Origin of the sequence: Mesorhizobium sp. M0119 (assembly GCF_040322615.1) — a bacterium.
Taxonomy (GTDB): Bacteria; Pseudomonadota; Alphaproteobacteria; order Rhizobiales; family Rhizobiaceae; genus Mesorhizobium.
In genome coordinates, this window is record NZ_JAMYTU010000039.1 from 21,806 (window position 1) to 47,709 (window position 25,904).

The window sequence follows — 25,904 nt, forward strand, 5'->3', positions numbered from 1 at the left end:
AAGGAGTCTTTCCATGATCCTGATCACCGATCCACTGCGCGCACGACTGCTCGCCAATGGCGCCGCCGACGCCGACATTGACCATTTTCCCGTTGTGAAACTGTTTAATCCGACAGGTGCCGCGACGTGGCTTTTGAGCGAACTCGACGCCGATGGCGACACGCTGTTCGGCCTTTGCGATCTCGGCTTCGGCTTCCCCGAACTCGGCAGCGTCAGTCTGGCCGAGCTTGCATCCGTAAAAGGTCCGCTTGGCCTCGGCATAGAGCGCGACCTGCATTTCCAGGCGCGCTTTACGCTCTCCGTCTATGCCGAAGCCGCCCGCATGTGCGGCCACATCACCGAGGCCGAGCGACTTCTGCGGCAGGCAGCAGACGCCCTTTCAAAGCCCCATTCCGAGCTTCCGCCCGACACGGCGGAACAGCAGCGCCGATTGGCGAAAAAACGGGCCCGCCGCGCGGGCCTTCGGCCTGGGCGGCGGGACAACCTCAACCAAAGCGAAAGAGAGTAACCATGCAGCTTGCCCACGATCAGCTCAATACTTCCGCGCTCAACATGCGCCATGGAAAACGCGCGCCCGACATATCCGACATCCTGCCGTCAGTGCGTGCGCGCGGCGTGCTGGTGCCTCTCCTTGTGCGGCCCAACGGCCAGCCGGAAACCTTCGAGATCGTTGCCGGCAGGCGGCGCTATTTCGCCGCGAAATCGCTTGCCGACGAGCGCGGCGAAGGCGATCCCTTGCCCTGCGCCATCATGGAGGACGGTGACGACGCCGATGCGCTGGAAGCCTCGCTGATCGAAAACCTCGCCCGCCTCGATCCTGACGAAGTCTCGCAATGGGAGACGTTTTCGCGGCTCGTCAGGCAAGGCCGCACCGTTCCAGACATCGCTGCGACCTTCGGCATCACTGACCTGAAGGTCAAACGCATTCTGGCGCTTGGCGACCTCTTGCCCAAAATCCGCGAAGCCTATCGCCGCGAGGAGATCGACGCCGAGACGGTGCGCCATCTCACCATGGCGTCCAAGGCGCAGCAGAAGGACTGGCTGGCACTCTGTGCCGATCCCGATCAATACGCGCCGCGTGGCTTTCAATTGAAGCAATGGCTGTTCGGCGGCCAGTCGATTTCCACCAAGGTGGCGCTGTTTGCCATCGACGAATATCCCGGCCTGATCACCTCGGACCTGTTCGGCGAGGACAGCTATTTCGCCGATGCCGACCTGTTCTGGCAAAAGCAGAACGAAGCGATTGCCGCCAGACGCGACACCTATCTCAACGACGGCTGGAGCGAGGTGGTGCTGCTGGAGCCGGGCCAGTATTTCCACGCATGGGACCACGAGAAGACCCCGAAGAAGAAGGGCGGCAAGGTCGTCATCACTGTCTCGCATCGCGGCGAGGTCGAGTGTCACGAGGGCTGGCTGTCACGCAAGGAAGCGCGCCGCGCCCGCGAGGGCGGCGAGCAAGAAGAAACAGCCGCCAAGCCGCCGCGCCCCGAACTCACCGGCCCGATGCAGAACTATGTCGATCTGCATCGCCATGCGGCCGTGCGCGCGGCCATGCTCGACCATCCCGCCGTGGCGCTGCGACTCGTGGTGGCGCACGCCATCACCGGTTCCGGCTTGTGGCTGGTGCGCCGTGAGCCACAGCGCGCGGCCAACGAGACGGTGACTGCCAGCCTTGCCGGCTGCAAGGCCGAAGCTGCATTCGGCAAAAAACGGCGCGAAGTGTTGGCCCTGCTCGGATCACCGGATGAGGATGGCGTGGTCGCCGGCAGCAATGGCGACGCCTTTGCTATCGCCGGCGTGTTCGCGCGCCTCTTGGCGCTCTGCGACGACCATGTCATGCGCGTTCTCACCCTTGTCATGGCCGAGACGCTTGCAGCCGGCAGCGCCGTCATCGAGGCGCTCGGCAACCATCTGAACGTCGATATGGGCACATGGTGGCAACCGGACGATGCCTTCTTCGACCTCTTGCGCGACAAGGAAATCGCCAATTCGATGCTGGCCGACGTCGGCGGCAAGCTGGTCGCGGATGGCAATGTCGCCGAGAAGGTCAAGACGCAAAAGAAGATCATCCGCGACTTCCTGGCGGGCGAGAATGGCCGCCAGAAGGTCGAGACCTGGCTGCCGCGCTGGATGAAATTCCCCGCCGAAAGCTACACCAGTCGCGGCGGTTTCCGCACCGCCGATCAGTGGGCACAAGTGCAGCCGCTGTTCGCGCGCGAATAGTCGATCAGGGCCCGAGCGGCGGTTCTCTCGAGTACCGCTGCTCAGGTCGCGCGCGCCGCTCCGGGCCGCGCCGGCTGCCGATTGGTCGTCTTGTCGAGCCAGTGCCGCGCGCGAGAAATCCCGACGCCAACTCGCCCCCATTTGGGCAGCCCTGCACCGCGCCGGGTTGCTTGCCGAGGCGCCCAGGCGCATGGGGCCAATTGTCCGATCGGGTTGCCGACAGAGCCCGCGCAGCCGGCGCCCTGTAATGCCGCCTGCTCGTTGTGCCGCCGATCGCGCCACCTGTCTCCATGGTGTCTCAGGACCATTCCCCTGCGGCTGGCTTGACGACCTATGGGCGGATCCGGCCCGCCCGAAACCCTCGCCAGCAGCTTTTTTCCCCGCCGCCTGCGGCGGCTTCCTCGCGCCGCTTCGCTTCAAAAAAGCTGTCCGCTCGGGTCCTCCGCTATCGCTGCGGCCGTCCCGGTTCCGGCGGTCCGGACGCGACCATCACGGTCCGCCATCGCAGGGGAATGGTCCCCGGCGAGCACCAAAAGGAGACTAAAAATGACCGCGATCGGATACGTCACCAAACAGGAAAACGGCGGCTACAAGGGCCAGCTCAAGACGCTCAGCGTGCGCGCCGACATCGACATCGTGCCCAATCAGGCAAAGAGCGCCGACACCCATCCCGACTTCCGGGTGCTGACGCAAGGGGTCGAAGTAGGGGCCGGCTGGATCCGCACCGGCGAGACCTCCGGCAAGGACTATGTGAGCCTGTCGATTGCCGCCCCGGAGTTCGGTCCGCGCAAGCTCTACGCCAATCTCGGCCGCGCCGCCGGCCAGGATGACGACGACACATACGCCATCATCTGGAACCCCGTCGACTGAACCGCCAGCCTCGCGCCCCGCGCCGAAACCGGCGCGGGGCTCTTCTCAAGAAGGGGCGGCGAAAACTCGCCCCCCACTCTTCGCCCGTCCCCAAAACGATCTCGCTCGCCGATCCTCGCCTTCGCTTGTCCGTAGCGAAACGAGGATCATCATGGACGACGAAAACGAACGCGCGGCCCGTGCCAAGAAGGGCAGTCCGTTTCTCAACACCGCGCAGGCCGCCTTCTATATCGGGCTGTCCCAGCGCACGCTGGAGAAGATGCGGCTCAAAGGCGGTGGCCCGCAATTCCGCAAGCACGGCCGCTATGTTCGGTATCACATCGACGAGCTCGACGACTGGTCGAAAGGGCGCGCGCAGGAGACCAGGCCCGAGGATGGCGGCCACGATTCCGGCTCGGCCGGTGCGGGAGGCCGCTCATGAGCCGGCGTCCCACTATCCGTCTGATCGGCAGCCATCTGCGGCGCATTCGGGCGCGCAAGACGATCGCCGTGGCCACAATAGGCCTCGGCCTGATCGGCTTCGCCGCTTTCGACAACCCATCGCCCTGGCTGGTCTGGAACGCCTCGGCCAGTGCGCCGGTCGGCCTCTATCGCGTCGCGTCCGGATCACCGGCTCGTGGCGATCTGGTGCTCGTCCGCCCGCCAAAACCGGTCGCCGATCTCGCCGCCGAACGCTTCTATCTGCCCAGCAATGTGCCGCTGGTCAAGCGCCTTGCCGCGCTGCCTGGCGAGCATGTCTGCGCCTTCGGCGACGCCATCATCATCGGCGGCGAGATCGTCGCGCGCCGGCTGGCAACCGACACGCAGCACCGTCCGCTGCCTTGGTGGAATGCCTGCCGCAAGCTCGCCGCCGACGAGTTTTTCCTGCTCGGCAACGATAGAAATCACTCCTTCGACAGCCGCTATTTCGGGCCGGTGCCGGCCGAAAATATTGCCGGGAGGCTCGTGCCGCTATGGACCGAGTAACCCTCCTGATGCTCGGCATGGTCGCGATAGCGCCATGCGCCTGTTCCGCCGCGACCGACGCTCAGCCGGCCGCCATCTCCCGTGGTCCGCAGCTGGCAAGATGGCAGCCCTTGGTAGCCGAAGCAAGCCGGCGTTTCAGCATTCCACAGCCCTGGATTTATGCCGTCATGGATGCCGAAAGCCGGGGGCAGACAATGCTGGACGGACGGCCGATCGCGTCACACGCCGGCGCCATTGGCCTCATGCAGGTGATGCCCGGCACCTATGAGGAGATGCGCGCAGAGCTTGGCCTGGGGGCCGATCCGCACGACCCTCGCGACAACATTCTGGCAGGCACTGCCTATCTGCGCGCCATGTATGACCGCTTCGGCTTTCCCGGCCTGTTTGCCGCCTATAACGCTGGGCCGGACCGCTACGAACAGCATTTGCAGCGTGGGCGACCGCTGCCCAGCGAGACGGTTTCGTATCTGGAAGAGGTCAAGGCTGCGGGGATCTCGGCCGCCGACATGGACGCGTTCACCGGCAAATCCCGTTCCGGAAAAGCGCCGGAAATCCCGTCCGGGCAGTCGCTGTTTTTCCTGCGAAACGGTGTTTCCGCGACCGATCCGAATGGCCAAATTGTGGTGCCGCTCGGATCGGAGCGAGCAAGGTCAGGCCGGCCGGATCGCAGGTGAGGGCAGGGGTACCGTGGGTCGGGCGGGGCAGGGATGCAGGGAGGCAGGTCCGCGGAAGGCAAGATAAAGGCATCGCCTCCTGGAGGCGGCGAAGTCTTTGTCTGCACATCGTTTTCCACGGAGGCTGCCTTCAGCGTCAGGAGAGCTGCTGCCGACAACCATATGATATTGCTTAAGATTACTAGGAGGCTCAATGCAGGATGAAGAGTTCAAGCCGAGCCTGGGCAAAATCGGATCGCGCGGCTCGAAGGCAGGCAAGCGTTTCGCCGGCCAGATCCGCGCCGCGATCAACCGAGCCGGCGGCGGCAGCGGTCGCCGTGGCCGCTTCATCGGAAGCCGGGCGGGGCGCGGCGGGGCTGCTGCCGCCGTTCTCAGAGCGCGCGACCCCCACGCGGCGTTTCGGCAGCGGCGCGCCGTCGTCAAGGCCCGTATCGTCAAGCTGGCCGGCAAGGGTGTTGACGGGGCACGTGCACACCTTCGCTACCTCCAGCGCGACGGCGTGACCCGCGAAGGCCAGCCTGGCGAGCTCTATAGCGCCGACAGCGACCGCGTCGATGGCAAGGCCTTCATCGATCGTGCCGATGGCGACCGGCATCAGTTTCGCTTCATCGTCGCCCCTGAAGACGGCATCGAGTATGATGACCTGAAGCCGCTCACGCGGCGCCTCATGGCGCAGATGGAAGAAGACCTCGGCACCAAGCTCGACTGGGTGGCCGTCGATCATTTCAACACTGGTCATCAGCATACCCATATTATCGTCCGCGGCAGGGACGACCGCGGCGAAAATCTTGTCATCGCGCGAGACTACATCTCGTCTGGAATCCGTGAACGGGCGGCCGAGCTGGTCAGCCTCGACCTTGGCCCGAGAACGGACCGGGAGATCGAGCAACGCCTGCGCCAGGAAATGGAGCGGGAACGCTTCACCAGCATCGATCGGCAGCTGCTCCGCATACGCGACCATGAGGGGCATGTCTCACCGGCCAGCCGAGACACGTTTCGCCAGACGCTGCACCAGGGGCGCCTGCGCAAGCTCGAGCGGATGGGTCTGGCTGAGGAAGTCGGCTCGGGCCGCTGGCGCCTTGATGGCGAGCTTGAAGCGACGCTGCGCCGCATCGGCGAGCGGGGCGACATCATCAAGACAATGCACCGGGAACTGACCGGCAAGGGGCTCGCCCGCAGTGCCGCCGACTATGTTGTCCATGATCGATCTGCAGAGCAGATGCCGCCTGTCGTCGGCCGCATCGTTGCGCGCGGCCTGACCGACGAAATCACTGACCGCCATTACCTCGTCGTCGACGGCGTGGACGGCAAAAGCCACTATGTTGATATCGGCAAAGGCGAGGCCACCGAACCAACGCCAGAGGGCTGCATAGTGCGGGTCACGCCGAGAGACACCGGGCCAAGGCAAATCGACCGCACAATTGCCGAGATCGCCACAGCCCATGACGGGCGCTACAGCATCGATATCCATCTCAAGCATGACCCGTCGGCCACCGAACGCTTTGCCGAAACGCACGTGCGGCGACTGGAGGCGATCCGCCGGGCGACCGGTGGTGTCGAGCGCGAGCCGGACGGCACATGGACTATCGCGCCGGACCATCTCGACCGCGTCGCGGGCTACGAGCGTCAGCGAGCGAGGGCCGAGCCTGTTGTCGTCGACAAGCTCTCATCAATGCTGCTGGAGAGCCAAGTCAGCTTCGACGGCGCCACCTGGATCGACCAGGAGCTCGTATCAGCTCATCCTGAGCCCTTGCGCGACTCTGGCTTCGGTCGCGAAGTACGTCAGGTCCAGGCCCGTCGACAGCAGTGGCTGATCGCGCAAGGTCTCGCGCATGAAGCCCAGGATCGGGTCATCTATCGCGCGAACATGCTTTCGATGCTGCGCCAACGCGAGTTGAACCGCGTGGCCGGCCAGTTGTCGAACGAACTCGGTCTGCCCTATTCTGAAGCCCAGAGTGGAGATCGAATAGAAGGCACGCTCCGCCGCTCCGTCGAGCTCGCCGGCGGAAAATACGCTGTCATCGAGAAATCGCGCGAGTTCACGCTGGTGCCATGGCGGCCGGTGCTTGAGCATCATATCGGCAAGGAGGTTTCCGGCGTCGTGCGTGCAGAGGGGATTTCATGGACCATCGGCCGGCAGAGAAGCGGACCAAGCATTTCGTGACATGGCTACACAACTTCTTTTGCCCGCGTTGAAACAGGTACTCAGTCCGGACGGAGTTCGCCTGCTAATTGCCCGCGGCATTGATCTCGCGAGGGATAAATGGCTGGTCGTGCAAGACTTATCGTTCGCTCTACAAAAAGCGCCGCGATGATTCATCGTGTTCCATGATTCTGAGCCAAAACCCTCCTGCGCCACACTCTTCCCGGTGCCACGGAAGCCGCGCCGACGCGGCGGTGCCGGCCTGGTTGCGCAGGGCTGCCCCCGACCCAAACAGTTGCGGCGCATTGAGGACATTGCAATCACTGACGGTGCGGCCATCGGCGCGCTCGATGAGATGGTCCGCCAGCTAGAGAGGTGGGCTGGCGCCTGGTGACAGCGCCTAGGGCTTTCGGCGGCCGTGGTACGGCGAAGCAGGCTCGCGGCGTCGAGGATGAAGCCGCACTTCGCGATGTTCTTCTGCTCACACGACCGGGAGACAAGGTCGACCCCGCGGGCCGGATGCTGTTGACCGGGCGTGAACTGGCAGCCCATCCCGCTGAGGATCTTCTAACGGGAGAAACCTCGCTGCGGTGGGGAAGATTTCGGTCGTCGCCCGCGACGACGAGGCGGTCAGCGACCTGGCCAGACGAGCTCGGCAGCTTTCCGCTGCGGCATGGTGACCGGCGCGATCATGGCCGCCGAATGAGATCGCTTCGAACGCACCGTCGGATGCTGGCTCGCCGACGCTTTACTGGCGCAGCGCCTGGGAGGGGCAATGCGGTGCCGCTACTGGGCACCGAGGCAGCTTTGGGCATGAGACCCGATCAATCGCGCCGGGCCGCGACGGTCATTGCGGCATCTGGAGTCGAGGCCGGGTCAGACCGGGGGAAAAACTGCTCGTCGCGTAGGAGCCCCGCGTTGCGCGCCGTCGATCTTTCCGCCCAACTCGGCGCCGCGCGGACCGGGGCTTGCCATTGCCCCGAAACTGAGGCCAAGGCGACGGACCCGCCCTGCGTATACCGACGCCATCCGCGCCGCCGTCGGCGGAAACGAGCGAGCCGTGGACCTCACACAATCTGAGGTGCTGGTGACGATGTGCATCGCCTACTTCCATCCGCACTCCTACCCACGAGCTCACCCGTGCGCCCGCGGTGCTGCGAACCCGCCGGCGAATATTTGGCAGAAGCCGGAGTGGGCGCTCACCCGCGACGATTTTTTTGGCCTTGACCGGGCCGGGCGGCGCGACCCGAGCGTCGGGACAAAAAGCCGGGAAGGGGAGGGCACCAGCCCGGTTGAAGCCAAGGGCATGATGATGTGAGGACGATCTGCTGGCAAGAATTTGCGGAGATCGATGCTGTCCTGGCGCGCTCGTCGAAGATTCTGAGCGGCGCCGACGTGGCTGCTCGAAGGGAGAACACTTCACTGCGTGACCGTCCGGACCTGATTACGATCTCCATTGGAATAAAGAAGAACGACGGGCCGAATGGCAGGGTGGATCGCCAAGATGCGCGATCTGCCGGCTGTCCTGCGCGCGTGCGGGAGTCGCCACCATGAGCTTTACGACAAAATTGCCGCACAGGCCGATTTCAAGAAGGTGTTGCTCCAATGCTATCGAGGAGGCGATCGCACGCAGCGCGAGATCGGCCAGTGCGGATTCTTGGCCAAGCTGCTCGGCGCGTCGTGAGATGTTGTCCGTCGGGTGGGTGACGCTTTAGATCAGGCTCCGCCGGTAATGGAGAGGATGAGGGCCGCAGCAGGTCTCGCGAGCAGAATCGAGTTCGCCACTTTGCTTGGTTTGGCGATTGCTGTCACAGCGATGACAATTCGCAGGATTGTGCGCCACCTTGGATATGTGTCGCGGAGCTATGCTTAATTTATGATGTGACTGCCGACAGTTGGCATTGAAGTCATTGGCGAGCCATGCCGGCGTGGCATTCCCCTCACGGATCACTTGATCCGCCGCCCGAAGTAAGGCGTGCCTGTAGGCCGGGATCGGTCCCGAATGCTCGTAGGACGGCAATTCGCTCGGGAGCCCGATCAGATTTGAAGCTCCGCGACCGTCTGGCGCCGACGGCAGCCAATAGAAGCGCGTCTGACCGATCGTCGCGTCCATCTCCAGAAGCCCGCTAGCAGGTTGTGACCATTGCTATGGCAATGCAGCAGTCCTGGATGGCTGCATCAAATCCACGCGCGCGCTGAAGCATCGTGAAAAACTCATGGAATATTTCAGCTGATAAAAATGAGCCGATTCAATTTCGATCGATCAATCAGCGCCCTTCTCGGGGCTGTCGGTCCGCGTCGCGCCTGACGGCGGCGCTATGCTGGTGCTCCTACGGCCGCCCTGTTGAACCGCTTTCTCCAGCACCGAACTGAATTGGTCCCGCTGGCGGACATTTCGATGCTTCCGCCTTGTAGGCCTTCTTTGTTGCGGCCGGCTCTGCGGCACGGCTGCGCCGACGTGAACGTGCTTGGCGGCACGTTTTGTGAGGGAGGGAAAGAGGCGCGCGGCCCTCTCCCTGCAAGCCGCCGATGGCGGATTCCTCCGTCTGCCCGCTTCGCTCCGTGCAGACCGGGGAGATCCCTCCGCCCCCTTGCTCGCCGCTGCTCGCCACGATGCAGGGGGACAGGCGACCTGAACCCGTGCCCAAGCCGATCTGATGGCAGAGGCGGTGGGGCTGGACATTGCCCGTGGTGGGAGTACGTGCCACACAAATCCTCATGCTCGCCTAACCGGCCGCAACGTATGGCAATCCGGGAAGTCCCGACGAAAGATGGAGTAGGTCTCGGCCATTCCCGTGTCCGAACCCAGAAAAGTTACTGGTTTCCTTACGGGCGCGATACAAAGGGCACAGGCTGGACTTGGCTGCCGGGGGCGGGGCTTGTCGACCGCTCGATCGAAAGTGAGAGACGAGGAGGAGAATCACCGACCTGCAGAGCGGCAAGGCGCTCGCCTACCTCCCTGTCAGTCACCGTTAGCCGATGGTTTAGACGAAGATAGTCCGTCCATGTCGGCGTGCGGAATGTCTCGGTCCAAAGAGTCGAGTTCTGAAGATCGCGCTGGAGAGTCCAGTCCCGCGCACCGGCACGGCTCTGAACGCGCCGCCTTTCGCGCATGCAGCTCAGAAATTCCTCGATATTCTCCTCGGGTATCGAGTACTCCACCTTGATCACGATCGGGCCGCTCCTAGGCTTCAAATCGAGGGCCAGTTCTGGTGGCCTGAAGTCGAAGGCCCCTTGATCCGATTCCTCCCATAGCCGTACCGGCAATAGCTTTCCCACGGCTGCAACCAGCAACAGCGCCGCTGCAGCACCTTCCAAAGCCCACGTCAGGGAATAGTACTGCGCGACAGCACCCCAGATCCAGCTGCCCGCTGCCATGCCGCCGTAGGTCAGGGCGTAATAGATCGACAGGGTGCGACCAACGACCCACCTTGGGCTTGCCAACTGCACACACACGTCGGTTCCGGTCCAGGTGACAACCCAGCCTGCGCCAGCGATTGCAAGCGCGATCGCTGCTACAGCCACCGATGATGTGAGAGCCAGTAAAAGGCAACACGTTGCGCAAGCAACGGATGCGAGCGTGATCAATCGATTTTGGGACGTGATGCGTCGCAAGTAGCTATTGCCAATGCCGGCGATGAAGGCGCCTGTGCCGAAGCCGGCTAACAGGACGCCGTAAACAATTGGCCCCCCCGCCAGTTGGTCGCGAACCACGAGGGGGAGCAGAGCAAGGATCGAGATGCTTGACAGCCCGAACAGGGTTGCGCGCACGATCGCCACTCTGATCTCCGATGAGATTGCCGTGAAGCGCATGCCATCATGAATGGCCGTCGTCATCCGCTCGCGCGGAAGAGGCGAAGAGCGAACTTGCCACTTGGAGCGCAGCACAGCGCTCAACGGGACCAGGTCGGTCAGCGCAGCGAAGGCGAAAGCCGTAAGGGGGCCCAGCAAAGCCAAAATTACACCGCCCAGCGCCGGTCCTATACTCCGAACCACGTTGTACCCCACCGACATCAGCGTCACTGCAGCGGGTATGTCGCGCTTTTCCAGGATGTCGCCGACCGAGGCGTGCCAGGCTGGATCATTCAAGGCAAAGCCGCATCCCGCCAAGAAACTCAGTCCCAAGATCAGCCATGGACTGACAAAGCCCAGTCCAACAGAGAGAGCCAGCGCCGTGGATGCCAGTGCGATCAGGCAATGTCCGGCAAGCATCACGCCGCGGCGGCTGAAGCTGTCTGCAATCGCTCCAGCAAGGATCGACAAGAAGAAGGCGGGCAGTGTCGATGCAGCCTGCACGAGCGCAACCATCAGATCGGAGGCTGAAATCGTTGCCATAAGCCAGCTTATAGCCACGCTCTGCACCAGCCAGCCAAGGCTGGATATCTGCGTGGCTGTCCAGATCGAACGAAAGACCGGATTCTGAAGAGGGATCAGTGTGGTTGCCGCAAAGGGCGGGGAATCTTGACGCCGCATGACTTCTCACCTCCACCACGTAGTTCTTTCACTCACTCACTTGCTGACAGCGGTGCGCTTACGCACAGCTGCGTCACAACCAAGTTCCGATATCGCGCTCGCAACAAAGTAGATGTCGCATCCACGGTGCTGATGCGCGATGAGTGTGCCAGTTGGGCGTCAGCTGGTCTGGGTCGCGCAGCCCGATGGGGTGCGGTCTGCCCTGCGACTCTTGGCCTTGGACGGTGCTACCGCCCCGATGGGCGGGTTGTCAAACTGCCACAGTGCTAGCAGCGCCCATCCCATCCTGACAGGCATGAGCATACGACGCAGTGCATCGCTGGTATCGGAGGCGGGTGCAAGATCAAGGGTGGCGTCGTCTTGACAAGTACGAGCTGGTGGGCGCCTTTGCCCGACCTACACATCGGCGATTCATGGGGCCGCCGTTCAACTCGTTGGTCTATGCGCAAAAAAACATAATACGCTTGTAAAAGACGTTTCGTGCCGGCGCAGGCGCCGAGGAGGGCGCGGAAGCCTTCACCATCGTCATCCCGCCACCGAACGTCACCGGCTCGCTGCATATGGGCCATGGGCTCAACAACACGCTGCAGGACATTCTGGTGCGCTTCGAGCGCATGCGGGCAAGAATGTCCTTTGGCAGCCGGGCATGGATCATGCCGGGATCGCCACACAGATGGTGGTCGAGCGCCAGTTGATGGAGAAGCAGATCCACCGCCGCGACCTGACGCGCGATGAGCTCATCGAGACCGGCGGCGCGATCCTCAACCAGTTGAAGCGGCTGGGCGCCTCCGCCGACTGGAGCCGGGAGCGTTTCACCATGGACGAGGGCCTGTCCAGGGCGGTGCTCGAAGTGTTTGTCACCCTCTACAAGGAAGGCCTGATCTACAAGGACAAGCGCCTTGTGAACTGGGACGGAAGCTCTTGACTGCGATTTCCGACCTTGAGGTCGAACAGCAGGAGGTCAACGGTAATCTCTGGCATTTCCGCTACCCCGTCGAGGGCGAGGTTTTGGATCCGGAAAATCCTAAAACCCTTCATCACCGTGGCGACGACCCGCCCGGAGACGATGCTGGGCGATATGGCGGTCGGCGGTGCATCCCGACGACGAGCGTTTCCGGCATCTTGTCGGCAAGAACCTCATCCTCTGCCGATCGTCGGCCGCAGGATCGCGGTGGTGGCGGACGAGTATTCTGATCCGGAGAAAGGCAGCGGCGCGGTCAAGATCACGCCGGCGCACGACTTCAACGAATTTGAGGTCGGCAGGCGCCATAAGTTGCCGGCGATCAATATTCTCACCATAGAGGCGGCGGTCACCCTCACGGACAATGACGACTTTCTCGCCGGGCTGGAGGTGACGCCGTAGCGCCATGCGGTCCGGGACGAGCTCGACGGTCTGACGCTTACATCTCGCCGAACTGGTATCCAAGCAAGCATGAATTCCATAACCAGGTGCCGACGTGGAACTATCTCGTCGTCCACGCCCACGGACGCATCACTGTCCGGGATGATGAGCGCTATGTGTGCGCCGTAACGTGGCGAAGCTCACTCACATGCATGAAGCCTCGCAGCCTGCCCCGTGGAAGATGGGCGACGCGCCGAAGGACTTCATTGACACGATGGTGAAGGCGATCGTCGCCCTGGAAATCGAGATCACCACCCCGATTGGTAAATCAAAACTCAGCCAGAACAAAGAGGTGCGCGACATTCAGAACGCTGGTGAAATGCTGAATGCCCGAGGCGTCAATGGGATGGGAGAAGCGATGCTCGCGGCTGCGGCGGCCAAATCCCAATAGCAACTATCTTGTCCCGACAAGCCGCTGGTGCTGGATTTCCAACGGGTGACCTTGAGAGACAAATGCTTCGGCTCGCCGGAAACGCGACCAGCATCTGACCACCCGCTATGCGGCAGATGGACAAGAACTCAGGCCGCCATCGCCAGCCACATCCGCAATGCCGCCGGATCGATGGAAGCTGCTTACCCCGCCAGCCTCTCCGGTCATGCCGCCTGCGTCGTTAATACCTTGAACAGCAGCCTGGCGGTTAAACCGCCTTGCGTGTTCGGTATGGCGGCACAGCGGTTTGGAGATCGGAGCCGACTGGCAGCGAACGCCACGCCCCACGGTAGCGATGCCTCGCAGCCAGGTTGGATGACCAAGCAGCGGCATGTGCGGCAGGCTTGCACCCGCTTCAGATGCGAGACGGGTCAAGACAATCATCCTGCACAACGCCACGCGGCGGTGAGCCGGTTTCGAAAAGGGCCGGCCCCGGCCGTTCATACAAGTGGAGTTGGGGGCGCGGGGCCGGATCAAGCCTATCGCGTTGGACCCGCCGGGACCGCGCGTACATCATCCCGGCAACGCCAGGCGCTCGCCTGGCGTCATGCGGGCTTCGGCTTGGCGCGCCGAATGTCTGGACCGGCATCGCGGAGCAATGGCGCACCAGTCTACGACATGGTGCGTAGTCGCCATGCTGCCCCTGGCCAGATCGTAGATGACCTCGGCTTGTTCTCCATGGCGAGCCGAAGCACGTTGACGGCCGTGCCGGGTGATGCGCCGTCCCAGACTATCATCCCAAAATCGGCGCGCGCCATCTCCCGGTCTTTGGCGGCGTAGATCCAGTATCCTCTAGCGCCTTCAGGAGACGGGACCCGGTAGGCAGCCCAGTCGCCCAGATCATTGCGGGGTTCCTTGGCCGCATGGAAGACCCCGACATGTTTGTAGCCGTAGCCCGCGAGCAGGCCCTGCGCCTCGGCATCGGCTCCAGACGCGTCGCCAATCAGCACGCCGTGCACGGCAACAACGATTGGGCGGATCCGAGCGATGGCAGGTTCCGGCAGCTCAAATATCTCGCGTGAACCCCCTATGAATATCATCGACATCATGACTTTCCCTTCTCTCCAGGGCTCCCTCGCTCTGACCGCCGTCTCCCTCTGGCCCTGCGTGAGGGGTCACCCGAACGCCGAGACGGCGAAGCCGGCTCGGGGAGCGGCGGGACGCCGCAACTAGAGCCCGGTCGGCGGCAGGCCGGCGCGCAGACCTGCCGCTTCCGGAGGCGCTACGCGCGCGGAGCTAGTGGCCTTTGTCGGCCAGCCAGAGGCTCACGTCCTGGATCGAGCGCATGAGCACCGACGGATTGTCCCGCGCGGGAATGAAGCCCCAGCTCTGCCAGTAGCGCTCTGCCTCGGCGTCGATCGCCCGCACCACCACCGCGCGGCCGCCGACGATGTCGGCGCCGGCGACGCAGCGATACAGCGCGTCCTTGACCAAGCCGCTACCGACGCCTTGTCCGGCATAGCGGTGGTCGACGGCGAGTTGTCCGATCAGCAGGCAGGGGATCGGATCGGGCGGGCGTCCGGTGCGGATGGCGCGCGGTGCGCTATTTGGCTGGATCACGCCCGGCGCGAGGCCGTAATACCCGACGACTGTTCCCTCGTCGTGAACGACCAGGACGCGGGTAAACCCGCGGGCCTGGTTCGTTCGCGCGAAGCCGGCCAGCCAAGCATTGAGCGCCGGCTTGCCGCAATCGAAGCTGTCGAGGCGGTGTGCGTGGTCGAGGAGTTCGATGCCTGAAAGCGCCACCTAGCTGTCCCAGGGCGGGGACCGACGCAGCCGCTCGGCCGCCTTCGTCGGGGGCGCAGCGGCCGGGGCTGAGATCGCCTGCATGAAGGCGTCATAGGCTTCCGGGGACACGCGGATGACGGTTTCGTTGAGGATGGCCGCCTGCGCCTCGTGCAGCGCGGCGCGCCGCATGAACTCCGTGCGCGACAGGCCGAGCAGCTCCGCGCCGCGGTCGATGATGGTGAGATCATCGTCGCGAAACCGCATCGAGACGGGTGCTTCCTTCCTGGTGGGTGTGGTGGCCATGGCGCGCTCCTGTGCTGCGAACGTATATACGTTAGTGTAACGCGGAACGCAATACTACGTTCCCTGGCGACGTTTCGTGGCGGATGGTCTTAGGATTTCTCGCCGGATCGGTTCTTCTCGGCTTCTCGCCCCAGTCGCCATTGCCGCAATCCAGAGCAAGGTGGCTTTGGTCAGCTCCGGCGGATCAATTACGGCTTTAGGAAGTGCATTTGTTTTTGGCGGCCGGATGAGCGGGTCCAGAAGCGAAGTCGCTGCCATGACTGTCGCCGGACGAGCCCCGGCTATCCCGAACCTGATGAACATCTGACGCGATGGCGACTTTCGGGCCGTCACGCCACAAAGGAGGAACGGCTATGAAGGCTGGGCGGCGGCACTTTCATTCTCAGGCGCCGCTCTATGCCACCTGTCGGCCAATGTGACATCGCCACTGCGGTCCTTCGAACAAGTCGATTCGATTCTGAATTTCGGCCTTTAGATGATTGTAGCGATTGAATCAGCGACAAGGGCTGGGCAATCGCGGTTGTGGTGACCGCGAGCCACTAAGCTTGTGCCGTACCCTTACAATGATTCATCAAGGCGTTTACCTCGGCAATCACGAGATCCGGCGTGATGTCGAACTTGCATCGGACTTTGACCGGACAATGCCGCACTTGGTCCAGACCACATCCGCGACATTCAATAACACTCATAAGCATGCTGACCAAGGGACCTCGAAACCCCCAAATCTCCGGTAGATGTGACGCCGTGAAAATGCCGATAGTAGGGCGGCCAAGCTGGGCAGCGACATGGCCGGTGCCTGAATTGTTCGAAACGACGAGCGCGGCCGAATTCACGAGACAATTGAATTCCAATTCTGACAAGTCGACAGCCGTCCGAATGTTCGCGGCCCCACGTTCCCTAGCTATCTTCGCAACCTCCTCAAGCGCTTCCAGGCATTCGCCACGGCCAACGAGGACCACCTCACCACGGGTCGAAAGAGCAGCGACAACTTTGCCAAAACTTTCAATCGGCCAATCTCGCAGGCTGGAATTGGAGAACGGAGCCACGACAATCGGGGCATTGCCTGTAGTCGAATTCTGTGGGTGACCCGCTCCGCTTTCGAAATAGGCAGCTGCCTTTGCGACCAGAAAGAGGAGGATTTCTGACACATGCTGGAGACGCACCTGCTTACGGTCAATGAACCAATCAAGCCATCTACGGGGGATTTTGTTAGCAAGCCCTATTTTTTGGACCAGCTTGTAGAAAATGGTTCTGCGCAGTTTCAGATTGAATGGCGCTATCGCAATATCGATCTGATGCATGCTGTACGGATCAACTATCGCCGCACGGTGCCTGGCGGGAACTTCAAGCAAGATCGGCCTTGTTTCTTCCGGAACACGCATATCAATGGCAAGATCAAACTCGCCGGTCAGCAGCGGCCTTATGTCCGCGGCTTCTTTGCGCGTTTTGACTTTTGGGTTGCGAGGAAAAAAGTCAAAAGCAACGTGATCGTCGGCGAGGTCGAACTGTTTTGCAGTAGCGATGTTCCAGCTTCCCACCACCAGCGTAATGTGGGCATGCGCAAAACGCTGACGAAGGTCCTTTAGAGGCCCTAGAGACATCCAAAAGTCGCCGACATGATCAAGCTTGAGGACCAAAATTCTCATCCTTGCGCTTGACTGTTCCGGCTCTTCCCAGCTGCGGTATATAATTTGATTGCCGTCGTGCTTTGTAAAATATGCCATTGCCATTCCGAAAATTATACGGTCAACACTGATAGCCCAGTGACGCGTGTGTAGGTTGGAGTGCTCCCCACTTTGTCCGCGTCTCCGCAAGAATTCTGCCATCAGATCCAAGCCGCGCTCCAGCAGGAGCTGTTGGGCGAAGTCTGCATCTCTAGCGATGGTAGCGCGCCAAGAAAGCCAGCTATGTCCCGACCCGCAATGTGAAGGGCTTCGTCACGGTCTCGCATGCAGTGAGTTCGGCAACGCCGAGTAGACGGTGATCGCCAAGCCGCCGTCCCCAGATCTCGGAGCATAACGGCAGTGGCCTCGCTCTTTGGTCGATGCTGATCCTGAATGCGACCGTCGCCGCCGGCGACGACACCGCCGGCCGCATTGACCGTCTCGGGCACGCCCTGTCGCTGTGGTCCCGCATCACGGTCGCTAGCAAGGACCCGCCGCAGCCGCTTTTTTCTGCGCGTCCGGTCGTCCAAGGTGAAGTGGACGAATCAACCCTGTGATGAAGTCGACTGCCTGCCAGCGGTGAGGTGGCAGGCGGCATCGATGAACACCATTATTCGCCGAGCTTGGATAGCGGCACCTCTATCACGCTGAGAGCCTGTTATGCTGGTCCAGCGTTTGATCGCAGTCTTGATCCATGCGAGCAGCTTGTGAGGGATGCAATCGAACGAGGCGCTGCTCCCACAGCCGTCGCAGGCCCTCCATCAGAGCTTCACGCTTAGCCTGATCCGGCGCAATTGTATTGAGGAGATCTCCCAACACGGCTTCGCCCTCAATCCGCATCAGCAGATTAAACAAGTCGTGTGAAATTCGTACACTGTCACTGCTGAAGTGGGTCGTGCTGATCTCGCAGTGAGTCTCCCGACGATCTGGCGCTTTGTAAGCGCGGGTTTGATGGAGGGACACATAGGGCGGCAACGAAACCGCAAGCGTAGTCCAATCCTGCATTGTTGCAGCCCGCTTTTTTACCAGGAAGGGCCCGACCACAAGTCCATCCAGCTCTGTCGTCAGAAAGGTGGCAATCGCGTCTGCAACCGAATCCACGATCGGTTCGGCATTGTTGTTAAAGGACGTATTGAGCAGAATTGGAGTGCCTGTGCGCTTCTTGAACGCATTGATGACCTCCCAGTACGCGGGATTGGCGTTGCGCGATACTGTTTGCAGGCGAGCGGTACCGTCGACGTGCGTGATGGCACCGAGCAAGGCGCGCTTTGAGTCACGCACGCGAACGACGAAATTCATGAATGGAAATTCGTGCCTACCGTCCGGGAGGTCGAAAAATTCGCTCGCATCCTCCTCCAGCACAGATGGCGCGAAGGGCCGATAGCCTTCGCGCTTCTTGACCATCGCATTGATCCGGTCCTTGTTTGCGGCGGGCCGAGGGTCGGCAAGAATGCTGCGGTTGCCCAGCGCACGTGGCCCAAACTCCGAACGACCCTGCACCCAGCCGATCACGGCGCCGTTGGCGATCCAGTCGGCTGCACTGCTTGCCACGTCATCAGAGCGTTCAACCTCGAGATGTCCGGCCCATGCATTCAGTTCCTGTTGCACGGCGCGCTCGCTCCCGAGATCAGGACCCCAATAGACCCCCTGCAGTCGCTCACACGGCGCGGGGCGGCCCATCTCGTTAGAGACTATCAGCGCAGCTCCCAATGCGCAGCCAGCGTCGTGAGACGCGGGTTGCACGAAAATGTCTTCGAAAAGCCCTGAATACAGCAGCTTACCGTTCATCGTGCAGTTGTGGGCCACCCCCCCCGCCAGGCACAACCGCTTCATGCCGGTGGCCTCACGGTGATGCCGGAGAATGTGGAACACGATCCGCTCAAGCGCTTCCTGCAGTGACGCACTCACATCTCGATGCTGCTGGGTGAAGGGCATTCCCTTTCGCCTGACCTCGATATTGCGGAGCAACGCCGGACCGATGCGGTCGAGGTGAACACGGTAGCCACCGCCGTTGGCGGAGAGCTCGTAGAACTGCTCGAAGAGCTCGCGATAGGGAGCGGGGTCGCCGTAGGGCGCGAGTCCCATTACCTTATACTCGTCGAACAAGCCGTAGCCGAGATAGCGGATCGTCTCGAGATAAAACAGCCCAAGAGAATTGTTCTCGGGGAAAGCCTCGAGTTGCGTAATTTCTGTGCCAGACCCTACCGCCAAGAGGCCCGATAGGAAATCACCAGAGCCATCAATCGCTAGAATGAGACTTTGTTCGAAGCCCGACATTGCAAAGGCGCTCACGGCGTGCGCCTGATGATGACTTACGAATGAAATACGCGAACTGTCCAACTTAGTGCCGAACTCACGCGTTAACAGATCCTGCACCAACGTTTTAGCATCCAACGGAATGGAGAGAATGTCCGGGTGGGATGCGGACATACCTTCAAGCATGGCGTTGGCATAGGGCTCGCTGGCGTAGAGCGCGACACGATCAATGTCGTTGAGCTGAACCCCCGCCGCTGACAGACAGTATTGAATCGAACGAATTGGGAGCTTGTTGGAGTGTTTCATCCGATTGAGGCGTTCCTCTTCGACGGCTGCTATCACCCGTCCGTCTCGGACGAGCACCGCGGCGCCATCGTGCATAAAGGCGTTCCGAAGCTCGAATCGGTTTTCATGGACTTGGTCAAGTCCGCCGCTAATTCCTAGACACAGCATTTCTTTCTCCACATAGTGACGGGCAAGCCAAATTGGCCTGCCTCAGACCGTTTCCAACTAAATAGGCCGCGTTGTCGCTTGCAGCTGCAACCGCCTGTCAGGCATCACCGGCATCAAAGAACGCCTCATAAGGGTCCGCCTGAATCAACATGAGATGCTTCGATCGTGGCGCCTGCCATTCCATGACGCCGAGAGCTTGGCTGGATCATCGAATCTTGAGCGGCTGCTGACTTGCATGCCGGCGATGCCGTTTTCATCTGCAGCACGAACTTGTGACGCGGGCTGCCTATATCCTTGCGAAGGGGCGGCTGTTGACGAATAATGCCGCGCCGTGAACTGGCCCGATTTCATTCCCCGAAAGACCGTCGCATAGGCGACTGACATGTGCTGCACTGTCCGCCTGCTTCCCGGTCGCACATCCGATAACGCCTTCGCTTGTGCAGGAGGCCGCATCGCGTCATTCGTCGGCCAAACATGGCACCGACTGGAAGCCCGGCAATACCGCGTAGATGTAAAGTGCGCTGATGTTGTATGGTAGCGCTGCCGGCCGGGTCTCCAATCCGCTGCCCAAACGAGCGGACTGCCTGCGGCAAAAAGCCCGCCACAAGCAGAATCGCGCTGGGCAGCTGGCTCGCCTGCAAGACTTCGCAGCTCAGGAACATTGGGGACGACTAGCGTCGAACCGCCGACATGATCGGCCAGTTGCAACTCACTTCTCGGCACGACCTCCACTGCACGTCAGGGCGCATGGAAGATTTTCTCCTTTGGATGGGTGACCGGTGCGGACGTGCTTTTGTCCATGCAAGATTTCCGAAGAGTTATGAAATCGTTTGTTTCGATCAAAGTCATCCACGCTATGAATAGCTGCCGGACATGCGCTTCAAAGGGGCTTCAGGCTTCCCGGATGGCTACTCCGATTCGAAGCGCGTGGCATTCCATGCGCTCTATGACAACATTTTTCAGCAAAGGGTATGAGAGCAAACCCACACTTCTTTTTCAGAAGTCGCTTCGAAGCAGCCGAGGCCTTGATGGGCTTCTTGACCAAGTTCGGCGATGGTGCCGCAGACATTCTTCCTCTTTCCGGGCTGAACAAGCGCAGAGTTCGCGCCTTGGCAGTGTATCTGGGCGCTCCGTCTGATCTTGTTGAAAAGATCCCGACCGCCGACCTGGAGAACCTCGTCCCGGTCTCACATACGATGAGATTGACGACTTCCTCGAAGGCGAAGAGATCAACGAAGCGGCGCACAGGCGTATACTTCATGCGCATTCCGGCACAGCCCATAAGCGAGCGCTTCCCGTCACAACGATTGCCATGACGGGTTCGATATTTAGGCATCGGCAATAGCGTCTCAACATACACGATCGATGGGCTTGCCGCAGTTAGGCAGCTAGCGGCCTGAATTACCGCTGGAGCGAAGCGCTGCTCTTTCAGCCCGCATGCGGTCATGAGGTTGACAGTGTCGGCACGTATCGCCGAGGCCGGCACGCGAACTCATTCTCCCTGAATGCCTGCTCTATCGATCTTCCGCAGCGTACCCACTTGACCGGTCGCTTCGACATTCCAGGCACCTGGATTCTAGCCGATCCTTGCCGCTCTCCTTCGGCCGGTCGCAATGCTGGACGTGCGGCCGTTACGCGATGCAGAGCTGGTTGTCAGATGCGTGATGCGAAACGTGAGATGCAGCTCCAGTTTTGGCGATGGCGGGCTCGCCGCATTGTTGATATCATCCGCACAGAACAGGCGCGCAAATGACATCGGATTCAGAGAAGGCTGAGGCGGTCGAGCAGTTACTTGATACACCTGACCTTGCAACCGCACTGGAAAGCGAACAGTTCAAGAAATTCCTCGACCAGGTGCCGATCGCCATAGCCGTTTCGGACCTTGCCGGTGAAGAGCGCGTGGTCTACGCCAATCCGGAATTCGAGAAACTCTCAGGCCTGATGGCCGCCAGGCTCACCCAAGAAAACTGGGCGGCCCTTTTAGGCACGGGCCTCCATCAGCAAAAGGACAGGCCGCTAGCCGAGGCGGTGGTCGAGGGAACCGATTTGGTCGGCACCTTCAGGCTGGAGCGCCGCGAGGACAAACCCGCGATCGTCGACGTTTATTCCAACGTGATCGAAGACGACAACGGCAAGGTTTGCTTCCGACTGGTGGCCCTGGTCGACGTATCGGCTCACGGCGAGGCGGGAGATCAGCGCTCGGCCGAGGAGCGTGTCAGCGAGAAAGACACGCTGCTGCGCGAACTGCAGCACCGGGTGAAGAACAACCTGCAGATGATCACCGCGCTGATCCGGCTGGAAAGCCGCAACGCGACCGAGGCCGACCGGAGACGGTTTGAGCGGCTCGCCGGTCGCGTCGACGCTCTGGCGATCCTCTACCAGACGCTAACGGCCGACGAGCCGAAGGAGGAGGTCGATCTTGGCGTCTATCTCAGCCAGATCGCGTCCGCGGTGATGAGCTCGCATGCAGTCGAGGGGATCCGGCTGGATATGAAGGTGGATACATATCCCGTGTCAATAAACGTCGCCATGCCGGCCGGGCTGGTCGTAAACGAATTGCTGACCAATTCACTAAAGCATGCGTTCCGGGGCCGCGATGGCGGCACGATAACACTGCACAGCGTCGTCGATGGCGACGGCTGCCGGGTTATAGTGGCGGACGACGGAATCGGCCTGCCGGAAGGCGAGGTGTGGCCCAAACCAGGCAAGCTCGGAGCGCTGATCGCGCGATCGCTGACCGAGAACGCCAAGGCGCAGCTAGCCGTCGAGTCCAGCGCCAACAAAGGGACGAAGGTGACCATCGTTTTCAAGCGGTCGGCGGCAGCAAGCTGAACGGTTGCTGTCGAACTAGCAGGCTGGCGGCTGGCTTCATGTCGCGGCTTTGAGCAGGTGGCTGCAAATAGGCTAGGTCGCCCTTCACGGCCTGCTTCACATGGTCGAGGTCTTCCATTATGCTCCAGGCTTGCTGCTTCTGACTTCGGCGGCCAGTCCATCCCCACCTAGCGGAAGGCACTCCCGCCTGATTACGTTGCGGCTTGAGTCTTGACGGCGGGGGCACCTGACGCCTTCGCGCTCATCACGCGCGGGCCGGCAATTCAGCAGCGAGTCATCGCTTGGCCAATCTTGCCGAGGACGAAGGTCTAACCTACAAATAAAATTGGTCCGACTGTTCGTGGCCGGAGGTAACCGCGAATTTGCGCTATCGGGACAGGAGAGCAGTGCTATAGGCAAACCGCGATGCGTGCATTCGTTCGATTGGTTCTACGATTATCCTGACGCCTGGGGTGACCAGTTGCACCAGTATTTCCTACTACGCGCAATCTTTGCAGGGTCATGTGCAGATCATCGCGGCCCGCCAAGACATCGGAAAACTGATCGACGATCCTTCAACCCCTGAGATATTGCGCGCCCGAATGGCATCGGCGGCCGCCATATAATAGTTTGCGGCAAAGACGGCCGCGATCGAACGGCTGAGGACGCGCTCGCCAACAGATTGCGCGACAGACGATGGGGTGGATACCGCGGATACGACGCCTGGTTCGATGCTCCGATCAACAACGCGAAGCTCGCCGCGACTTCCGTCTACAGCGATTCGGTTCAAAGGCTTGGCGCGTTGGACAAAGCTCGCCGCGCCGAAGCGCGATGCATAGAAGCCGGGATAGTCGCCCGAACACAAGTCGAACAAGCGGAGTGGTCGACCGTTTCGTCCTCCCCGGGGACGAGCCGGTTGCTCTGGCCTGGGGCGACCTGATGGGTCTTGCGGAGCACCGTCTCCAGCATGGCGATCAGGTCTTCGGGAAGTATGGCCTCATTCTGCACAGACGGTTTTGCGTGGCTGTTACGGATGCCGGCGGGCACGGTGGCGATATGGCGGTCCTTTCGATCGAGCGGCTCGCCACGCTGCGTATAATTCCACGCCAGGGAGGAGAGACGGCGCTCGATCGTCGCCACAGAGTTTGGTTTCTTGTCTCCTGTAACCTTTCTGGATGCACAGGCCGTGATGTAGAGGCCGACGGTCTGCGGATCAGGCGGCAACACCTCCGAGGTGCTGCCGGCGCGCCCAGGCGCAAAAAATCCGCTCTCGACCGAGCGGCGTCAGACCGGTATTCTTATGGATGTTCATCCGGTCCCCCTGGAGTCACTGAAGCTTCGACAATCTCAGCTTTCCCGGTTCGGACCGGATGGACAAGCTACTGAAAGCTCACAACTAGCTACCAATGCGATCAGCTTTCGGGCTATCGGGCGCATCCAGGGAGGATGGGTATGTTCTTGGCTAACGGGCTCAAGCTGCGGGACCGCGGGTGCACGCTGGCACTGATGTTGGCGATCATATTTGTATGTGCGCCTGCACTGGCGGCAAACGCGTCGGATCAGGCGTGCCGGTCCATCGCCAAGCTCAAAATTCCAAGCGTGATCTTTACCGAGGCTAGCCTTCAAAAGCCGCAGGAGATCCCCGCAGATCCCTTCACTGCATTCACCGGCGCCTCGCCTCAGGCGGTAAAAGTGGGCGGGCACTGCCTTGTCCGAGGTGTTATCGGGAAACGCCAGGGGGTCGATGGTCAATCATATGGCACCCGGTTTGAGGTGCGTCTTCCGACGACCTGGAACGACATGTTCCTTTTCCAGGGCGGCGGCGCAGTTGACGGCTTCCTGGCGCCGGCCGTCGGGACCATTCCTTGCCGGAACTCGACCGCGGCTCCCGGGCTCTTGCGCGGCTACGCTGTTGTAAGCATGGATGGCGGGCACCCAAGCCCCGATCCGGCTTTCGGGGTCGATCAAGCCGCACGCATTGATTTTGCGTACGCCTCCATTGGCAAAGTCACTTCGGTCTCGAAGCAGGTGATTGCAAAGTTCTATGGGGCGGCTCCGAAAAAGTCGGTGTTCATGGGATGCTCGAATGGCGGTCGTGAGGCGTTGATAGCGGCTCAGCGATATCCGCTCGAGTTCGACGGCATTGTTGCAGGTAGCCCGGGTTTTCGTCTCAGTGCCGCCAACATTGCCGAAGCCTGGGATACTCGCCAGTACATGAGCATCGCTCCCAAGGATGAGGCCGGCCATCCCATTCTATCCCGCGCCTTCTCCCAGCAGGATCTGAACATCGTCGCCAAGGCGGTTCTCGCTGCCTGTGATGCTCGCGATGGCATTGAGGATGGCGTCATCAACGCCTGGCAGCAGTGCCGGTTCGACCCAAAGGTCCTGTCCTGCCAAGGCGATAAGACGGACAGCTGCCTCACGGCTGGTCAAGTGCAGGCCATGAGCCGCGCGTTCGCGGGTCCGGAAAGCTCCGATGGCGAAAAGCTTTACAGCGATTGGCCATATGATACGGGCGTTGCGGGCGCGGACTGGAGAATGTGGAAGCTGGGCAATTCCCCCACTTCCCAGTCGGATGCAAATAACATCGTTCTGGGAGCCCGCTCGCTTCAATACTACTTCATGACGCCCCCGGCGCCGAATTTTGACCCCCTGAAGTTCGACTTCGACAAGGATCCGGCACGCGTTGCGGATACGGCCAAGCTCAATGATGCGACCGGCACGTATCTCGCCAGCTTCGGTGCCCACGGTGGAAAGCTGCTCTTGTTTCAGGGACTTTCCGATCCGGTCTTCTCACCCAACGATCTGGTGCGCTGGTACAAGCAAGTCGTCGAGGTCACAAGCGGCGGCGATTTGGAAGCGACTCGCCGTTTCGTGCGCATGTTCATAATCCCGGGGATGACCCACTGCGGCGATGGCCAAGCCTTCGACGACTTTGATCCTTTGGCCGCCATCGAGGGCTGGATAAACCAAGACAAGGCTCCGGATTCTCTCGCGGCTGGCAGCAAGGCATTCCCCGGCAAGCACCAGCCGATCTGCGCTTATCCCACTCAAGCTGCCTATGGCGGTAAAGGAAATCCCGATGAGATCGCGAGCTATTCGTGTCGGGGATAAGAGACCTCGTCATTTGTTCGCTTCAATCTGCGCGCATTCCCGGAACAGGTCTCCCGGACCAAGGATCGGTTGGAAAAGCTAAACCCGGAATTTGTGGGCCGTGCCATAACGCAGTTGATGATCATGCCTGACTACGAAGCGTCGGCCGCCGATAGTCTGGATACAGCGCTCGCTGTGCTCGATGAGGTATTGTTATCGCCTGGGATCTGACCGCCTCATCCCAGCGGACAAAACGGGGGCATCAGAGCCCGGACGCCTTGGTGAGATTTACGCGGAAACGATCGCGCCGGCGCTGATAATTTCGCGTCATCTCCGCGGAGGCATGGCCGAGCTGTTTTTGCACATAGCGTTCGTCGACCTCGGCCGACGAGGCGAGGCCGGCGCGCAGTGAGTG

The 25,904-nt window shown here is 61.2% G+C and carries 20 protein-coding genes and 7 pseudogenes; 18 read left to right on the forward strand and 9 right to left on the reverse strand.

The window, feature by feature from the left end:
* Positions 1 to 13: 13 nt before the first annotated feature.
* From NKJ40_RS25815 to NKJ40_RS25855, 9 genes and pseudogenes are all read left to right on the forward strand, one after another.
* Positions 14 to 421: pseudogene (locus tag NKJ40_RS25815) on the forward strand (DUF2958 domain-containing protein); the annotation flags it as partial.
* An 89-nt stretch (positions 422 to 510) separates the two neighbouring features.
* The gene (locus NKJ40_RS25820; RefSeq protein WP_352468500.1) at positions 511 to 2,223 is read left to right on the forward strand and encodes a ParB/RepB/Spo0J family partition protein; all 1,713 of its coding nucleotides are present in this window, start codon (positions 511 to 513) and stop codon (positions 2,221 to 2,223) included.
* A gap of 546 nt (positions 2,224 to 2,769) precedes the next feature.
* Complete coding sequence (locus NKJ40_RS25825; protein WP_023672372.1) at positions 2,770 to 3,093, forward strand: DUF736 domain-containing protein; 324 nt, start codon at positions 2,770 to 2,772, stop codon at positions 3,091 to 3,093.
* A 151-nt stretch (positions 3,094 to 3,244) separates the two neighbouring features.
* Positions 3,245 to 3,514, forward strand: a complete 270-nt coding sequence (locus NKJ40_RS25830; protein WP_352468501.1) for a helix-turn-helix transcriptional regulator — start codon at positions 3,245 to 3,247, stop codon at positions 3,512 to 3,514.
* The gene (gene lepB, locus NKJ40_RS25835) at positions 3,511 to 4,059 is read left to right on the forward strand and encodes a signal peptidase I (RefSeq protein WP_352468502.1); all 549 of its coding nucleotides are present in this window, start codon (positions 3,511 to 3,513) and stop codon (positions 4,057 to 4,059) included. Before NKJ40_RS25830 ends, lepB begins: the two co-directional genes overlap by 4 nt.
* Positions 4,047 to 4,733 carry a lytic transglycosylase domain-containing protein gene (locus NKJ40_RS25840; RefSeq protein ID WP_352468503.1) on the forward strand — a complete coding sequence of 229 codons (687 nt, stop codon included), beginning with the start codon at positions 4,047 to 4,049 and terminating at the stop codon, positions 4,731 to 4,733. The genes lepB and NKJ40_RS25840 overlap by 13 nt, the downstream gene beginning before the upstream one ends.
* 193 nt (positions 4,734 to 4,926) lie before the next feature.
* Positions 4,927 to 6,897, forward strand: a complete 1,971-nt coding sequence (gene rlxS, locus NKJ40_RS25845; RefSeq protein WP_352468504.1) for a relaxase/mobilization nuclease RlxS — start codon at positions 4,927 to 4,929, stop codon at positions 6,895 to 6,897.
* A gap of 982 nt (positions 6,898 to 7,879) precedes the next feature.
* Positions 7,880 to 7,993 (forward strand): annotated as a pseudogene (locus tag NKJ40_RS25850) (SMC-Scp complex subunit ScpB); the annotation flags it as partial.
* 387 nt (positions 7,994 to 8,380) lie between these two features.
* Entirely contained in the window at positions 8,381 to 8,560 is a 180-nt protein-coding gene (locus NKJ40_RS25855; RefSeq protein WP_352468505.1) for a hypothetical protein, read from the forward strand.
* Between the two features lie 198 nt (positions 8,561 to 8,758).
* Here NKJ40_RS25855 and NKJ40_RS25860 read toward each other — a convergent pair.
* Positions 8,759 to 9,001, reverse strand: a pseudogene (locus NKJ40_RS25860) (hypothetical protein); the annotation flags it as partial.
* A 701-nt stretch (positions 9,002 to 9,702) separates the two neighbouring features.
* Positions 9,703 to 11,349, reverse strand: coding sequence for an MFS transporter (locus NKJ40_RS25865; RefSeq protein WP_352468506.1), 1,647 nt, complete (start codon positions 11,347 to 11,349; stop codon positions 9,703 to 9,705).
* Positions 11,350 to 11,825: 476 nt separating this feature from the next.
* Between NKJ40_RS25865 and NKJ40_RS25870 the strand changes: the two are divergent.
* The 3 genes and pseudogenes from NKJ40_RS25870 to NKJ40_RS25880 all read left to right on the forward strand — a co-directional run.
* Positions 11,826 to 12,709: pseudogene (locus tag NKJ40_RS25870) on the forward strand (class I tRNA ligase family protein); the annotation flags it as partial.
* A gap of 89 nt (positions 12,710 to 12,798) precedes the next feature.
* The gene (locus NKJ40_RS25875; protein ID WP_352468507.1) at positions 12,799 to 12,972 is read left to right on the forward strand and encodes an FMN-binding negative transcriptional regulator; all 174 of its coding nucleotides are present in this window, start codon (positions 12,799 to 12,801) and stop codon (positions 12,970 to 12,972) included.
* Complete coding sequence (locus NKJ40_RS25880) at positions 12,900 to 13,142, forward strand: FMN-binding negative transcriptional regulator (protein ID WP_352468508.1); 243 nt, start codon at positions 12,900 to 12,902, stop codon at positions 13,140 to 13,142. The genes NKJ40_RS25875 and NKJ40_RS25880 overlap by 73 nt, the downstream gene beginning before the upstream one ends.
* Before the next feature lie 650 nt (positions 13,143 to 13,792).
* On the opposite strand, the gene NKJ40_RS25885 is transcribed toward NKJ40_RS25880, so the two are convergent.
* The 4 genes from NKJ40_RS25885 to NKJ40_RS25900 all read right to left on the reverse strand — a co-directional run bounded on the left by NKJ40_RS25885 (position 13,793) and on the right by NKJ40_RS25900 (position 16,936).
* Positions 13,793 to 14,227, reverse strand: a complete 435-nt coding sequence (locus NKJ40_RS25885) for a hypothetical protein (RefSeq protein ID WP_352468509.1) — start codon at positions 14,225 to 14,227, stop codon at positions 13,793 to 13,795.
* A 190-nt stretch (positions 14,228 to 14,417) separates the two neighbouring features.
* Entirely contained in the window at positions 14,418 to 14,927 is a 510-nt protein-coding gene (locus NKJ40_RS25890; protein ID WP_352453588.1) for a GNAT family N-acetyltransferase, read from the reverse strand.
* On the reverse strand, positions 14,928 to 15,212 hold the full coding sequence (locus NKJ40_RS25895; RefSeq protein WP_352468510.1) for a type II toxin-antitoxin system TacA family antitoxin: 285 nt from the start codon (positions 15,210 to 15,212) through the stop codon (positions 14,928 to 14,930).
* A 539-nt stretch (positions 15,213 to 15,751) separates the two neighbouring features.
* Positions 15,752 to 16,936 (reverse strand): glycosyltransferase family 9 protein, encoded by a 1,185-nt coding sequence (locus NKJ40_RS25900; protein ID WP_352453586.1) that lies wholly within the window; start codon positions 16,934 to 16,936, stop codon positions 15,752 to 15,754.
* Positions 16,937 to 17,256: 320 nt separating this feature from the next.
* Here NKJ40_RS25900 and NKJ40_RS25905 point away from each other — a divergent pair, with 320 nt between their 5' ends.
* Entirely contained in the window at positions 17,257 to 17,433 is a 177-nt protein-coding gene (locus tag NKJ40_RS25905) for a hypothetical protein (protein WP_352457364.1), read from the forward strand.
* 85 nt (positions 17,434 to 17,518) lie between these two features.
* On the opposite strand, the gene NKJ40_RS25910 is transcribed toward NKJ40_RS25905, so the two are convergent.
* A complete protein-coding gene (locus NKJ40_RS25910; protein WP_352468511.1) occupies positions 17,519 to 19,585 on the reverse strand; it encodes a carbamoyltransferase family protein in 2,067 nt (688 codons plus the stop codon).
* Positions 19,586 to 20,598: 1,013 nt separating this feature from the next.
* Between NKJ40_RS25910 and nadE the strand changes: the two are divergent.
* The 4 genes and pseudogenes from nadE to NKJ40_RS25930 all read left to right on the forward strand — a co-directional run.
* Positions 20,599 to 20,930: pseudogene (nadE, locus tag NKJ40_RS25915) on the forward strand (NAD(+) synthase); the annotation flags it as partial.
* Positions 20,931 to 21,334: 404 nt separating this feature from the next.
* Positions 21,335 to 22,417 (forward strand): sensor histidine kinase, encoded by a 1,083-nt coding sequence (locus NKJ40_RS25920; RefSeq protein WP_352468512.1) that lies wholly within the window; start codon positions 21,335 to 21,337, stop codon positions 22,415 to 22,417.
* 452 nt (positions 22,418 to 22,869) lie between these two features.
* Positions 22,870 to 23,022 carry an aminopeptidase gene (locus tag NKJ40_RS25925; protein ID WP_352453905.1) on the forward strand — a complete coding sequence of 51 codons (153 nt, stop codon included), beginning with the start codon at positions 22,870 to 22,872 and terminating at the stop codon, positions 23,020 to 23,022.
* Between the two features lie 56 nt (positions 23,023 to 23,078).
* Positions 23,079 to 23,336, forward strand: coding sequence for an aminopeptidase (locus tag NKJ40_RS25930; RefSeq protein ID WP_352453904.1), 258 nt, complete (start codon positions 23,079 to 23,081; stop codon positions 23,334 to 23,336).
* Between the two features lie 2 nt (positions 23,337 to 23,338).
* Here the strand turns inward: NKJ40_RS25930 and NKJ40_RS25935 are convergent.
* Positions 23,339 to 23,657: pseudogene (locus NKJ40_RS25935) on the reverse strand (integrase); the annotation flags it as partial.
* 245 nt (positions 23,658 to 23,902) lie between these two features.
* On the opposite strand from NKJ40_RS25935, the gene NKJ40_RS25940 reads away from it, so the two are divergent.
* Entirely contained in the window at positions 23,903 to 25,510 is a 1,608-nt protein-coding gene (locus NKJ40_RS25940; RefSeq protein WP_352468514.1) for a tannase/feruloyl esterase family alpha/beta hydrolase, read from the forward strand.
* A gap of 241 nt (positions 25,511 to 25,751) precedes the next feature.
* Here NKJ40_RS25940 and NKJ40_RS25945 read toward each other — a convergent pair.
* Positions 25,752 to 25,904 (reverse strand): annotated as a pseudogene (locus tag NKJ40_RS25945) (integrase); the annotation flags it as partial.